We start from the raw sequence: 13084 nt of genomic DNA, 5'->3' as shown, positions 1-13084 counted from the left end.
CGCCCGCCGGGCGCTCGGCACCTGGGGCGGCTTCCTGACCGGGACGGCCATCCTCATCGAGTACATCCTGGCGCCGGCCGCGATCTCCATCTTCATCGGTGACTACGTCGAGTCGCTGAACCTCTTCGGGCTGGAGGCGGGGTGGCCGGTCTATCTCGCCTGCTTCGCCGTCTTCATCGGGATCCACCTCTGGGGCGTCGGCGAGGCGCTGCGCTTCAGCCTGGTCGTGACGGCCATCGCCGTCGCCGCGCTGCTGATCTTCGCGGTGGGCGCGTTCACCGAGTTCGACAGCGGCGGCCTCAACGACATACCTGTGCAGGAGGACGCCTTCGGGTCCAACTCCTGGCTGCCGTACGGGCTGTTGGGCATCTGGGCCGCGTTCCCGTTCGGCATGTGGTTCTTCCTGGGCGTCGAGGGTGTGCCGCTGGCCGCCGAGGAGGCCAAGGACCCGGTGCGCTCGATGCCGAAGGCGCTGTCGATCTCCATGGCCGTCCTGGCCCTGCTGGCGCTGATCACGTTCTTCGCGGCCACGGGTGCCCGCGGTTCCGCCGCCGTCATGGAGGCGGGCAACCCGCTGGTGGTCGCGCTCCAGGGCGACGGCGAACCGACGGCGCTCAGCAGGTTCGTGAACTACGCGGGGCTTGCGGGCCTGGTCGCGTCCTTCTTCTCCCTCATCTACGCCGGTTCCCGGCAGTTGTTCGCGCTCTCCCGGGCCGGCTATCTGCCGCGTTTCCTCTCCCTGACGAGCAGCCGCAAGGCGCCGTACCTCGGTCTGCTGATACCGGGCGCGATCGGCTTCGCCCTCGCCGCCGGCAGCGGCAACGGCGGCCGGATGCTGAACGTCGCGGTCTTCGGCGCCACGATCTCCTACGCCCTGATGGCCCTGTCGCACATGGTGCTGCGCCGCCGTGAGCCCGGTCTGCACCGCCCGTACCGGACTCCGGGCGGCATGCTGACCTCCGGTGTGGCCTTCACGCTGGCGCTGTCGGCGCTGGTGGCGACGTTCCTGGTGGACAAGGACGCCGCGTTCATCGCACTCGGGGTCTATGTCGTGGCCCTGGCCTATTTCGCCTTCTACAGTCGGCACCGGCTGGTCGCGGCGGCGCCCGAGGAGGAGTTCGCCGCGCTGGCGGCTGCCGAGGCCGACCTGGAACGGGGCTGAGACCCCGTTCGGCCGAAACGACAGCACCACCGCACGACAGAACAGCACAAGGCACAGCACCAACGGAGGAACGTTCAGTGAAGCCGCTCATCGGCGTCAGCACGTATCTGGAGACGTCGGCCAGGTGGAGCGTCTGGGATCTGCCCAGCGCCCTGCTGCCCCTCGGCTACCCCCGGCTCGTCCAGCGCGCGGGCGGCGTCGCCGTCCTGCTCCCGCCGGACGAGTGGGCCACCGCCGCCTCGGTCGTCTCCCGGCTCGACGGGCTGGTCATCGCCGGCGGCCCCGACGTGGAGCCGGTCCGGTACGGGGCCGAGCCCGACCCCCGTACCGGACCGCCCGCCCGGGAGCGGGACGAGTGGGAACTGGCCCTGATCGAGGCGGCGTTGGCGTCCGGCACACCCCTGCTCGCGATCTGCCGGGGCATGCAGCTGCTGAATGTCGCCCTCGGCGGCACGCTCATCCAGCATCTGGAGGGCCACACGGCCGCGACGGTCGGCGTCTTCGGCGAGCACCCGGTCAAGCCGGTCCCCGGGACCCGGTACGAGGCGGCCGTCCCCGAGGAGTCGGACGTGCCGACCTCCCACCACCAGGCCGTGGACCGCCTGGGCGAGGGCCTGATGGTCTCCGCGTACGCGGGCGACGGCACCGTGGAGGCGGTCGAGCTGGTGGACGACCGGTGGGTGCTGGGGGTGCAGTGGCATCCGGAGATGGGGCAGGACGTACGGGTGATGGCGGCGCTGGTGGCGGCGGCGCGCGACGACGGGTGAGACGGCACGCGTTGATGGTGTCGTGTTCACCCGCCGTTCGCGGATGGGCGGAACTGTGTGCCGGGCTCGATTCATCATGGCCGTCGGACCCCGCCCATCCCCAGGAGATGAACGTGCCCATCAACCGTAGAGACTTCTCCAAGACCTCGGCCGCCGCGGGCCTCACCCTCGTCGGCACCGCCGGTGTCCTGTCGACCGCCAGCGCGTACGCCTACGCCGAGGAGAACGCGGACACGCCCGCCGCGAGCGGCGACCAGGACGCCCGGTCCTCCTCCCGCCCGCTCGACAGCAAGACCGGATACGGCCCGCTGATCGACGACCCGAAGGGGCTGCTCGCGCTGCCCGCCGGCTTCTCGTACGAGGTCGTCAACCACGCCGGTGTCACCAAGCTGGACAGCGGCGAGTTCACCCCGAACAGCCACGACGGCACGGCCACCTTCCCCGGCACCCGGGGCTCCACGCTCCTGGTCGTCAACCACGAGCTGGGCGGTGACCGCTCCGAGGTCGACTTCCCCGTACCCCTGACGCCGGGCCTCGCGTACGACCCCGCCGCCCCCGGCGGCTGCACCGTCGTCGAGATCTCCAAGCACGGCGACCACGTGAGCGAATGGGTCGCCCTCACCGGCACCCAGGAGAACTGCGCGGGCGGTCGCACCCCCTGGGGCACCTGGCTGACCTGCGAGGAGGACACCACCAGGGCCGGCGAGGACGGCATGACCAAGGACCACGGCTACGTCTTCGAGGTGGACCCGTACGACCGCCGCGCCAACCAGCACCCGAAGCCGGTCAAGGCGCTCGGGCGGTACGACCACGAGGCCGTCGTGGTCGACACCAAGCGCGGCCATCTGTATCTCACCGAGGACGCCGACGAGCCCAACGGCCTGCTGTACCGCTGGACCCCGCCGAAGGGCTTCCGCCACGGGCGGGGCAAGCTGCGCGGGCTCTCCGACACCGCCGGTGTGCTGGAGGCGTTCAAGTGCTTCGACTCCCGGGGCGCCTTCGTGGACGACCTGTCCCGCGCCACGAAGGCCGGGACCGTGTACGGCGTCGACTGGGTGAACGTGCCCGACCGGGACGCCAGGACCGTACCGGTGCGCGAGCAGTTCACGGACACCCAGGTCACCCGCGCCCGCAAGCTGGAGGGCATGTGGTGGGCCGACGGCGGCGCGTACATCGTCTCCTCCTACGCGCGTGAGGAGAGCCCGGAGCAGCACGACGGCCAGGTGTGGTTCTACGACCCGGCCCGCCGGAAGCTGACTCTCAAGCTGATCCTCGGCATCAACCAGGACCCGTCGAAGGACGGCGCGTTCGACGGCCCGGACAACATCACGGTGTCCCCGTACGGCGGCGTGATCCTGGCCGAGGACGGCGACGGCGTCCAGCACCTGTTCGGCGCGACGGACTCGGGCCGGACCTACCCGATCGCCCGCAACGAACTGATGGGCGGTACGGAGGAGGAGCCCGAGTACAGCGAGTTCGCCGGTGTCGTCTTCTCCCCCGACGGCAAGACGCTGTACGCGAGCATCCAGGACCCGGGCATCCTGCTGGCCATCACCGGCCCCTGGCGCCACCAGCGCTGACGGCCCGCCACCGCCGGCCGTGCCCCCGTCCGAGGGGTACGGCCGGCGGTCTTCACCCGTACCGTCAGGGCGCCGCGCGGGTCAGCGACAGCAACTCCCGTGCCGGGCCGCTCGGGCGGTGGCCCGTCGGCCAGACGGCCCGCAGGTCGCGCCGCAGATGGATGCCCGCCACCTCGACCTCCAGCAGGCGGCGGGCCACCAGCTCCTCCCGCACGGCCAGTTCGCTGAGCACCGAGGGTCCCGCGCCGCTGACCACAGCCGCCTTGACCGCGGTCGTCGACGACAGTTCGAGCAGCGGCTCGGCGAGACCTCCGTAGGAGGCGAGTGCCGCGCCGAGCACCTGGCGGGTGCCCGAGCCCTCCTCACGGAGGATGAGCGGGCTGGCCGCCAGTTCGGTGGGTGTCAGCGCCGTACGCCGTGCGCTCCACTCGTGGGCCGGCGCGACCACGACCACCAGCCGGTCGCGGCCGATCACCGTGCCGTCAAGCCCGGCGGGCACGGCCAGGCCCTCCACGAAGCCGAGGTCCGCCTCGCCGCCGAGCAGCCGTGCGGCCACGGCGCCGGAGTTGCCTGCCAGCAGGGAGACGGCCGTGTCCGGCCGGGCCGTGCGCAGCGCGATGAGCCAGCCGGGCAGCAGATACTCCGCGATGGTCATGCTCGCGGCGACCCGCAGCCGCGAGTCGCGCCGGTCGCGCAGCGCCTGCGCGCCCGCGTCGAACGCCTCGGCCGCCTCCATGATCCGCCGCGCCCAGTCGGTGACGAGCGCGCCCGCCTCGGTGGGCCGGGAGCCACTGGGCGACCGGTCGAAGAGGCTCACGCCGAGCTGCCGTTCGACGGACCGTATCCGGCTGCTCGCCGCCGGCTGGCTGATGCCCAGCTCGCGGGCGGCCCCGCCCATGCTGCCGTGCCGGGCGACGGCGATGAGCAGCTCCAGCGCGCCCAGTTCGGGCACCCGGTGGGCAAGAGTCACTGGAGGCTCATCGGTCATACATTCAGGTTATGGCCTCATAGCAGCGAGGGGGCTGGTGGGGAGCCGGTGGAGCGAGGAGGCTGCGAACATGCCCACCCTCGCCCCGGTCGCCCCGAAAGCCCTGGTCACACCGCTCGGCACGGCCCGCCCCGGCCGCTTCCCCGCCCTGCGCCACGTCGGGCCCAACTGGTACGCGAGCGTGATGGGCACCGCGATCGTCGCGAGCGCGGGCGCCGCGCTCCCCTGGGCCCCGGCTCTCGCCCCCGTGGTGCGCGCCGTCACCGTCGCCGTGTGGGCCCTGTCCGCGCTGATGCTGCTGGCCGTGCTGGCCGCCCGCGCCGGGCACTGGATCCACCACCGCGACCAGGCCCGCGCCCATCTGCTCGACCCCGCCGTGGCGCCCTTCTACGGATGTCTGGCGATGGCCCTGCTGGCGGTCGGCGGCGCCACTCTCACCGTGGGCCGGCAGGTGATCGGTGAGAGCGCGGCCGTGGCCGTGGACGCCGTGCTCTTCACGGTCGGCACAGTGGTCGGCCTGGCGGCGGCCGTGGGCATCCCGTATCTGCTGGTGGTACGCCACCGGGTACGGGCCGCCGACGCGTCCCCGGTGTGGCTGCTGCCGGTGGTGGCGCCCATGGTGTCGGCGGCCCTGGGCCCGGCCCTGATCCCGTATCTGCCCGCCGGTCAGTGGCGCGAGGCCCTGCTGCTGGCCTGTTACGCCCTGTTCGGCATGAGCCTGCTCGCCACGCTCACCCTGCTGCCGCTGGTCTTCGGCAGACTCGTGGTCCTCGGTCCGCTGCCCGTGGCCCTGACACCGGCGCTGTTCCTGGTGCTGGGCCCGCTCGGGCAGTCCACGACGGCGGCCGGCCACTTCGCCCACGCCACGCCCGCCTTCGCCGTCCCGGAGACGTTCGCCGTCCTGTACGGCGTCCCGGTGCTGGGCTTCGCGCTGCTGTGGCTGGCCCTGGCGGGCGCGATGGCCGTGCGCGCGGTACGGCGCGGGATGCCGTTCTCGATGACGTGGTGGGCCTTCACCTTCCCCGTCGGCACCTGTGTGACCGGCGCCGACGGGCTGGCCCGCCTCACGGGCCTGACGGCCCTGTCGTGGCTCGCCTTCGGTCTCTTCGCCCTGCTGACGGCCGCCTGGGCGGTCGCGTGGACCCGTACCGTCCACGGCGTGGTCAGCGGAGCGCTGCCCGCAGCGCCGCCGGTGCCTCGGCCAGCGACGGCCCGTACCAGGTGAGCAGGCGCCCGTCGACCAGCGCGGCCGGCAGTCCGGGAAAGGCCTCGGGGCCGTCGTCGGCGGTGAAGCGGTACGGCTCGTCGGGCAGGACGACCAGGTCGGCGCCGGAGGCCCGCAGTTCGTCCAGGGGAACGCGCGGGTAGCGCTCGGCCCGGTCGGCGTAGACGTTGCGCACGCCGAGCCTGGCGAGCAGATCACCGGCGAAGGTGTCCCGGCCGAGCACCATCCAGGGCCTGCGCCAGATGGGTACGACCGCCCGGCGCCCTCCTTCGTACGGAGGCGGCGCGGGCACCGCCGCCCAGGCGTCGCGCGCCTCGTCCAGCCAGCGCGGCATCGCGAGCCCGCACCCCGTCACGAGCAGCCGCTCCAGTTCGGCGAACGCCTGGCCGAGGTCGCGCACCTCGGTGACCAGCACCTCGACGCCCGCCTCCCGCAGCGCGGCCAGATCCGGCGCGCGGTTCTCCTCCTCGTTGGCCACGACGAGGTCGGGGCGCAGCGCGGTGATCGCGGCGATGTAGGGATTCTTGGTGCCCCCGACGCGTACGACGTCGAGGCCGGCGGGGTGGCTGCACCAGTCGGTGGCGCCCACCAGCAGTCCGGGCGCGCTGACCGCGACGGCCTCGGTGAGCGAGGGGACGAGCGAGACGACCCGCGGTGCGGCAGTCACGGCGCCCGCTCAGCGGCGGGTGTCGAAGGTCGCGTCGATGTGTTCGGCGACGGCGACGACCAGGATGCGCGTGCCGGGCTCGGTGGCGCGCCAGCGGTGCCGGACGCCGCCGGAGAGGTACAGCGTGTCGCCGCGCTCCAGGCGGTACGCGCGGCCTTCGGCCTCGACCTCGACCGAGCCGTCGGCGATGTACATCACCTCGTCGTTGCGGTGCTGGTACTCGCGCCCGGTGTCCAGCTCACCCGTGTACTCCTTGGCGTGCAGCTGGTGTCCGCCGCGGGCCACCCTGCGTACGCCCGGTCCGCCGCCGGCGTCGGCCCGTACGACATCGACCGTGCGCGCCGAGTCGGCCGCCGCGTGCAGCGCGGCGGTGGTCGTCTCCAGGGCGTCGGCGACCCGCTCCAGCGAACGGGCGCTCGGCCGGGCCCGCTCGTTCTCGACCTGGCTGAGGAAAGGTACGGACAGTCCGCTGCGGTCGGCGACGGCCGCCAGCGTCAGCCCGAGGGACCTGCGCCGTCGGCGGACGGCGGCGCCCACCCTGAGCGCTTCCTTGTCGTCCATGTCTGGGCTCCCTCCGGCCGGATCGTCATCTTCTCAGAGTTGACGGCCGCGCACGGGCGGTCTGACTGACCCTGGCCGATCCGTCCTGATCCGGTTACCGGCCCGTAGGGCCACACAGTCCAATCTACGCGAGCAGGGCCGAGGGGGGTACGGCGAAGGCGGGCACCGCCTCCCTGGGGTGCCCGCCTTCTCGCTTTCCGTTACCGGCCGCCGCCGCTCACGCGCTTCGCGTTACCGGCCACCGCCGCTCACTGCGGGGCGATCTCGTCCGCGATGCCGGGATTCTTGTCCATCCAGGCCTTGACCGCCTCCTCCTCATGTCCCGTGCCGCGCTTCTGGATCTCGTTCTCCAGGCCAGCGAGCTGTTGCTCGCTCAGCTTGAAGTCCTTGAACCACTTGGTCAGCTGCGGATAGTTCTTGGGGAAGTCCTTGTTGCCGACGGTGCGGATCTGGTCGCCCTCGCCGAAGGCCTTCTGCGGGTCCTTCAGCTTGGTGAGCTCGTACTCGTTGTACGCCCAGTGCGGGGTCCAGAGCATCACCGCGATGGGCTCCTTCTTGCCGTACGCGCGCTTGAGTTCGGCCAGCATGCCGGGCGTCGAGCTGTCGACGACCTTGTAGCCGTCCAGGCCGTACCCCGGCAGGACCTTGTTCTTGAGGATGTTCATGGTCTCGGTGCCGGGCTCGATGCCGACGATCCGGCCCTTGAACTCGTCCTCGCGGCCCTTGAGATCCGCCAGCGAGTCGACGCCCTTCACATAGGAGGGCACGGCGATCTCCAGGGACGTCGGCCCGTACCAGGACCCGAGGTCGGAGAGTTTGTCGCCGTACTTGTCCCAGTACTTCTTCTGCGTGTTGGGCAGCCAGCCGTCGAACTGGACGTCGATCTGCCCCCGGGACATCGCGGTGTACATCGGGCCGACCTCGAACTGCTTGAGGTTCATCTTGTAGCCCCGGTCCTCCAGCACCGCCTTCCACAGATACGTGGCCGCGATGTCCTCCTCCCAGGGGAACCAGGCGACCTCGATGGGCCGGTCACGCTCGTCCTTGCCGTTCGCGCCCTTGCTGACTCCGGCGACCGGGGTCCACTTGTCGGCCAGTTCGGGGTTGTCCTTGAGCCAGGCGCGTACGGCCTCCTGCTCCTTGCCCTTGCCGGCGCCCTGGATCTCCGCCTCCAGGCTGGTGAGCTGGTCCTCGGTCATCTCGAAGTTCTTCAGCCACTTGGCGACGCCGGGATTGTCGGCGGAGAAGCCCTTGCGGGCGAGCATGTGCACACCGTCGCCGGTGCCCCAGGTGCCCTTCGGGTCCTTGAGCTTCTTCAGGTCGTAGGTGTTGTACGCCCAGTGCGGGGACCAGAGCGTGACGACGACCGGTTCCTTCTTCTCGTAGGCGCGCTTGAGTTCGGCCAGCATGCCGGGCGTCGAGCCGTCGACGACCTTGTACTCGCCTTCGAGGCCGTACTCCTTGAGGACCTTGTCCTTCAGGATGCCCATCTCGCCCGCGCTGGGCTCGATGCCGATGATCCGGCCCTTGAACTGGTCGGCCTTGCCCTTGAGATCGGCCAGCGAGTCGACGCCGTCGACGTAACTGGGCACGGACAGCTCCAGGGACGTCTGGTCGTACCAGGAGCCCATGTCCTCCAGCCGGTCCTTGTACTTGGCCCAGTAGGTGGCGTGGGTGGTCGGCAGCCAGGAGTCGGTCTGGATGTCGATCTGGCCGTTCGCCTGGCCGGTGTAGAGCGCCCCGGCCTCGTACTGGGTGGCCTCGACGTCGTAACCGCGCCGCTCCAGCAGTTCCTTCCAGAGGAAGGTGGAGGCGATGCCCTCGTCCCAGGGGATGTAGCCCATGCTGATCTTCTTGCCCTGGCCGACGTCGCCGTCGGCGGCCACGGTCGCGGACTTGGTGCCGCCGAAGATGCTCATGCCGCCCGCGACGAGCGCGAGGACGACGACACCGACCACCGCGACCGACGGACGCGGCCGGTGGTCCCAGACCTTGAGCGAACCGCTCATCGCCTGCGCCTTGGCCAGCGCGCGGCGGCCCAGCGGCGAGACCTGCCGGCCCAGCGCGCCGGTCAGCCGGTCCAGATACATCGCCAGGATGACGATGGAGACGCCCGCCTCGAAGCCGAGGCCGATGTCGACGTTGCCGATGGCGCGGTAGACGGCGCCGCCGAGGCCGCCGCCGCCGACCATGCCCGCGATGACGACCATGGACAGGCCCAGCATGATGACCTGGTTGATACCGGCCATGAGCGTCGGGAGCGCGAGCGGCAGCTGGACGCGCAGCAGGGTGTTGCGCGGGCTGGTGCCGAACGCCTCGGCGGCCTCGACCAGTTCGGCGTCGACCTGCCGGATGCCCAGCTCCGTCATACGGACGCCGGGCGGCAGGGCGAAGATGATCGTGGCGATGATGCCGGGGACCACGCCTACGCCGAAGAAGATGATGCCGGGGATCAGATAGACCATCGCCGGCATCGTCTGCATGAAGTCCAGCACCGGCCGGATGACGGCGCTGACGGTGGCCGAGCGCGCGGCCCAGACCCCCAGCGGCACCGCGATGACCAGGATGACGAACGTCGCGACGAGCACGAGCGAGAGCGTCGACATCGCGAGTTCCCACAACTCGATCGAGTCGATGAGGGCGAAGCCGACGAAGGCCAGTCCGGCCGCGAGGAGACCGCGCAGCCACCAGGCGAGCACGGCCAGGATGCCGGCGAGCAGCAGCGGTTCGGGACCGTTGAGCACCGCGTCGACGACGTCGTACATGGTGGTGACGAGCGAGCTGATCGCGTCGAACAGCCAGGAGAGATGGCGCTGGAGGAAGTCGACTCCGCTGTCGACCCACTCGCCGAGCGGGAGCCTAGGCACTGGCCGCCTCCTTGTCGACGGACAGCGTTGTCGGGCCGCCGTCGGCCACGGGCGCCGCTGTGCCGGCGGGTGCGTCGGCGGGCGTCATCGGCTCGCCGAGTACGGCGAGAAGTCTGGCGCGCGGTACGACTCCCACGAGCCGCCCTTCGTCGTCGACGACGGCGACGGGGACCGAGCTGGTCGAGCAGGGCGTGAACAGCTCGATGATCGGGGTGCCCGCGGTGACGGTGGCGGGCGCCGCCGCGAGTACGTCCTTGTCGGTACGCAGTTCCTTGCCGTCGTCGGTCCGGGTGCCGTGGGCGGTGTCGGCGTCCGCCATGATCGCGCCGGCGGTCAGGACGCGCGAGCGGTCGACGTCCTGGGTGAAGGAGGCGACGTAGTCGTTGGCGGGGGTGACGAGGATGTCCTCGGCGGTGCCGAGCTGGACGATCGCGCCGTCGCGCATGACGGCGATCCGGTCGCCGAGCCGCATGGCCTCGTTGAGGTCGTGGGTGATGAAGACGATGGTCTTCTTCAGCCGCTTCTGGAGTTCCAGGAGCTGGTCCTGCATGTCACGCCGGATCAGCGGGTCGAGCGCGCTGAACGACTCGTCCATGAGCAGCAGGTCCGCGTCGGTGGCGAGCGCGCGGGCGAGGCCCACCCGCTGCTGCATACCGCCGGACAGCTCGTCGGGCCAGGCCTTCTCCCAGCCGGCCAGGCCCGCGAGCTCCAGCGCCTCGGTGGCACGTCTGTCGCGTTCGGCGCGGGGGACGCCCTGGACCTCCAGGCCGTATCCCGCGTTCTCCAGCACGCTGCGGTGCGGGAAGAGGGCGAAGTGCTGGAAGACCATGCTGATCTTGGTGGAGCGCACCGTGCGCAGCTCCGCCGCGCTCAGGGCGGTCAGGTCCTGGCCGTCGAAGAGCACGCGCCCCGCCGTCGGCTCCAGCAGTCCGTTGAGCATGCGCAGCAAGGTGGACTTGCCGGATCCGGAGAGTCCCATGACGACGAATATCTGTCCGGGATCGACGGAGAACGACGCGTCGATCACCGCGGCGGTCGTGCCGTCGGCGCGCAACTCCTCGCGGTCCGTTCCGTTTTCGAGCTTCTTCACCGCTTCTTCGGGTCGCGCCCCGAAGACCTTGTACAGGTGTTCCGCCTGGAGCCTGGACACATATACCTCACGCCGTCGAAATGAGAAACGGCCCGCCACCCCCGCCGGCGGGCCGTGGAGCGGCACGGAGTCTGTCCGTGGTGTCCGGCCGACGGTCTGTGGAAGTCCGTGTCCGGGTCCGCTCCGCCTGCGCGCCTGCCCCGGTCGGCATGACCCAAACACTTATGTGGTCCACACCACTCGAACACACTCCCGCGCAGGTCAGGCGGGATCGGTGCCACTGTCAGTGGGATACGGCATCATCAGGGTCGTGACGCGACGCCTGATGCTCCTCGACACCGCCTCCCTCTACTTCCGCGCCTATTTCGGGGTCCCCGACTCGGTGCGCGCCCCCGACGGCACGCCCGTCAACGCGGTCCGGGGGCTGCTCGACTTCATCACCCGGCTCGTCCAGGACCACCACCCGGACGATCTCGTGGCCTGCTGGGACGCCGACTGGCGGCCCCAGTGGCGGGTGGATCTGATCCCGTCGTACAAGGCGCACCGGGTGGCGGCGGAGACGCCGGAGGGGCCGGACGAGGAGGAGACGCCCGACACGCTCGCGCCGCAGGTGCCGATCATCGCGGCGGTGCTCGACGCGCTGGGGATCGCCAGGGTCGGCGTCGAGGGGTACGAGGCGGACGACGTGATCGGCACCCTCACCGGCGCCGCGTCGGGCCCGGTCGACATCATCACGGGCGACCGCGATCTGTACCAGCTGGTGGACGACGCACGGCAGGTGCGGGTGCTGTATCCGCTCAAGGGGGTCGGCTCGCTCCAGGTCACGGACGAGGCGTGGCTGCGCGAGAAGTACGGGGTGGACGGCTCCGGTTATGTGGATCTGGCCCTGCTGCGCGGCGATCCGAGCGACGGACTGCCCGGCGTGCCCGGGATCGGCGAGAAGACGGCGGCCAAGCTGCTGGACGCGTACGGCGATCTGGCGGGGATCATGGCGGCGGTCGACGACCCGAGGTCGAAGCTCACGCCCTCGCAGCGCAAGCGGCTGGACGAGTCCCGGGCCTATGTGGCGGTCGCGCCGACGGTGGTGCGCGTCGCCGCGGACGTCGCGCTGCCCGACTTCGACCCGGCGCTGCCCGCCGAACCGCTCGATCCGGAGACGCTGGACGCGCTGGCGGCCCGCTGGGGGTTGCAGAACGCGCTGCACCGGCTGCTGGTCACGCTCGGGAAGTGACGGGAGGGCGCACAGATCAGGCGTCCACCGACGGCGGGGTGTTAACTTAGGCATACCTAAGCACCACCGCGCGACCGCCGAGCGGCGGTCGTGTGCCGCATGAGTCGAGGGAGACGCCGTGGCAGCACAGCAGGCCCGCAGGTCACCGAAGGTCCACCAGGCGCGGGTGATACGTACCCAGCGCATCACGCCGCACATGGTGCGCCTGGTCCTCGGTGGCGACGGACCCGCCGGGCTCGAAGCGGGTGAGTTCACCGACCATTACGTCAAGCTGCTCTTCGCTCCCGAGGGTGTCAGCTACCCCGAGCCGTTCGACATGGACCGCGTCCGCGAGGACTTCCCGCGCGAGCAGTGGCCCGCGACGCGTACGTACACGGTGCGCGAGTGGAACCCGGCCGCCGGCGAGATCACGATCGACTTCGTGGTGCACGGCGACGAGGGTCTGGCGGGACCGTGGGCCGCCGCCGCGCGGCCGGGCCAGACGGTGCTGTTCCTGGGTCCCGGTGGGTCGTACGCCCCCGACCCGGCCGCCGACTGGCATCTGTTCGTCGGTGACGAGAGCGCGCTGCCCGCGATCGCGGCGTCCGTCGAGCAGGCTCCCGAGGACGCGCGGATCCGTGTCTTCGTCGAGGTCGAGGGACCGGAGGAGGAGCAGAAGATCGCCGCGCCCGCCGGCGCCGAGATCGTCTGGCTGCACCGGGGCGGCCGTCCGGTCGGCGAGGCGCTGGTCGCCGCCGTACGGGCGCTGGACTTCCCCGCCGGTGACGTGCACGCCTTCGTGCACGGCGAGGCCGGTTTCGTGAAGGAGCTGCGCCGCCATCTNNCGGCTGGGCCAGAACGACGAGGCGTGGCGGGCGGTCAAGCGTGAGTGGAACGAGCAGGTGGAGCGCGAGCAGGAGGACGGCTCCCCGGCCTGAGACCGTACTGCCGTACCGCCCCCGGTGAC

The 13084-nt window shown here is 71.2% G+C and carries 10 protein-coding genes and 2 pseudogenes; 7 read left to right on the top strand and 5 right to left on the bottom strand.

Features of this window, described 5'->3' with window-relative positions; genetic code table 11:
* The 3 genes from BHU15_RS25395 to BHU15_RS25385 all read left to right on the top strand — a co-directional run.
* The coding region (locus BHU15_RS25395; RefSeq protein ID WP_069629319.1) for an amino acid permease at nt 1-1162 on the top strand (1162 nt) is incomplete at its 5' end.
* 77 nt (nt 1163-1239) lie between these two features.
* A complete protein-coding gene (locus BHU15_RS25390) occupies nt 1240-1929 on the top strand; it encodes a gamma-glutamyl-gamma-aminobutyrate hydrolase family protein (protein WP_069629318.1) in 690 nt (229 codons plus the stop codon).
* 113 nt (nt 1930-2042) lie between these two features.
* On the top strand, nt 2043-3509 hold the full coding sequence (locus BHU15_RS25385) for an alkaline phosphatase PhoX (RefSeq protein ID WP_069629321.1): 1467 nt from the start codon (nt 2043-2045) through the stop codon (nt 3507-3509).
* 64 nt (nt 3510-3573) lie between these two features.
* Here BHU15_RS25385 and BHU15_RS25380 read toward each other — a convergent pair whose 3' ends face one another.
* Nucleotides 3574-4497 carry a LysR family transcriptional regulator gene (locus BHU15_RS25380; RefSeq protein WP_069629317.1) on the bottom strand — a complete coding sequence of 308 codons (924 nt, stop codon included), beginning with the start codon at nt 4495-4497 and terminating at the stop codon, nt 3574-3576.
* 70 nt (nt 4498-4567) lie between these two features.
* Here BHU15_RS25380 and BHU15_RS25375 point away from each other — a divergent pair, with 70 nt between their 5' ends.
* Nucleotides 4568-5722 carry a TDT family transporter gene (locus BHU15_RS25375; protein WP_069629316.1) on the top strand — a complete coding sequence of 385 codons (1155 nt, stop codon included), beginning with the start codon at nt 4568-4570 and terminating at the stop codon, nt 5720-5722.
* Here the strand turns inward: BHU15_RS25375 and BHU15_RS25370 are convergent.
* The 4 genes from BHU15_RS25370 to BHU15_RS25355 all read right to left on the bottom strand — a co-directional run bounded on the left by BHU15_RS25370 (nt 5661) and on the right by BHU15_RS25355 (nt 10967).
* Complete coding sequence (locus BHU15_RS25370; protein WP_069629315.1) at nt 5661-6389, bottom strand: helical backbone metal receptor; 729 nt, start codon at nt 6387-6389, stop codon at nt 5661-5663. The genes BHU15_RS25375 and BHU15_RS25370 overlap by 62 nt on opposite strands.
* Before the next feature lie 9 nt (nt 6390-6398).
* On the bottom strand, nt 6399-6950 hold the full coding sequence (locus tag BHU15_RS25365) for a helix-turn-helix domain-containing protein (RefSeq protein WP_023542840.1): 552 nt from the start codon (nt 6948-6950) through the stop codon (nt 6399-6401).
* 248 nt (nt 6951-7198) lie between these two features.
* Nucleotides 7199-9817, bottom strand: a complete 2619-nt coding sequence (locus BHU15_RS25360; RefSeq protein WP_069629314.1) for an ABC transporter permease/substrate binding protein — start codon at nt 9815-9817, stop codon at nt 7199-7201.
* A complete protein-coding gene (locus tag BHU15_RS25355; protein WP_023542838.1) occupies nt 9810-10967 on the bottom strand; it encodes a quaternary amine ABC transporter ATP-binding protein in 1158 nt (385 codons plus the stop codon). Before BHU15_RS25355 ends, BHU15_RS25360 begins: the two co-directional genes overlap by 8 nt.
* A gap of 265 nt (nt 10968-11232) precedes the next feature.
* Here BHU15_RS25355 and BHU15_RS25350 point away from each other — a divergent pair, with 265 nt between their 5' ends.
* The 3 genes and pseudogenes from BHU15_RS25350 to BHU15_RS41570 all read left to right on the top strand — a co-directional run.
* Entirely contained in the window at nt 11233-12138 is a 906-nt protein-coding gene (locus BHU15_RS25350) for a 5'-3' exonuclease (protein WP_069629320.1), read from the top strand.
* 118 nt (nt 12139-12256) lie between these two features.
* Nucleotides 12257-12960 (top strand): annotated as a pseudogene (locus BHU15_RS25345) (siderophore-interacting protein); the annotation flags it as partial.
* Nucleotides 12961-12962: 2 nt separating this feature from the next.
* Nucleotides 12963-13055 (top strand): annotated as a pseudogene (locus BHU15_RS41570) (siderophore-interacting protein); the annotation flags it as partial.
* Nucleotides 13056-13084 lie beyond the last annotated feature (29 nt).

It is taken from the genome of Streptomyces niveus (genome assembly GCF_001723055.1).
GTDB lineage: Bacteria > Actinomycetota > Actinomycetes > Streptomycetales > Streptomycetaceae > Streptomyces > Streptomyces niveus.
Note: the sequence above shows the minus strand (reverse complement) of the source record. Positions and strands in the feature narration are given on the sequence as shown.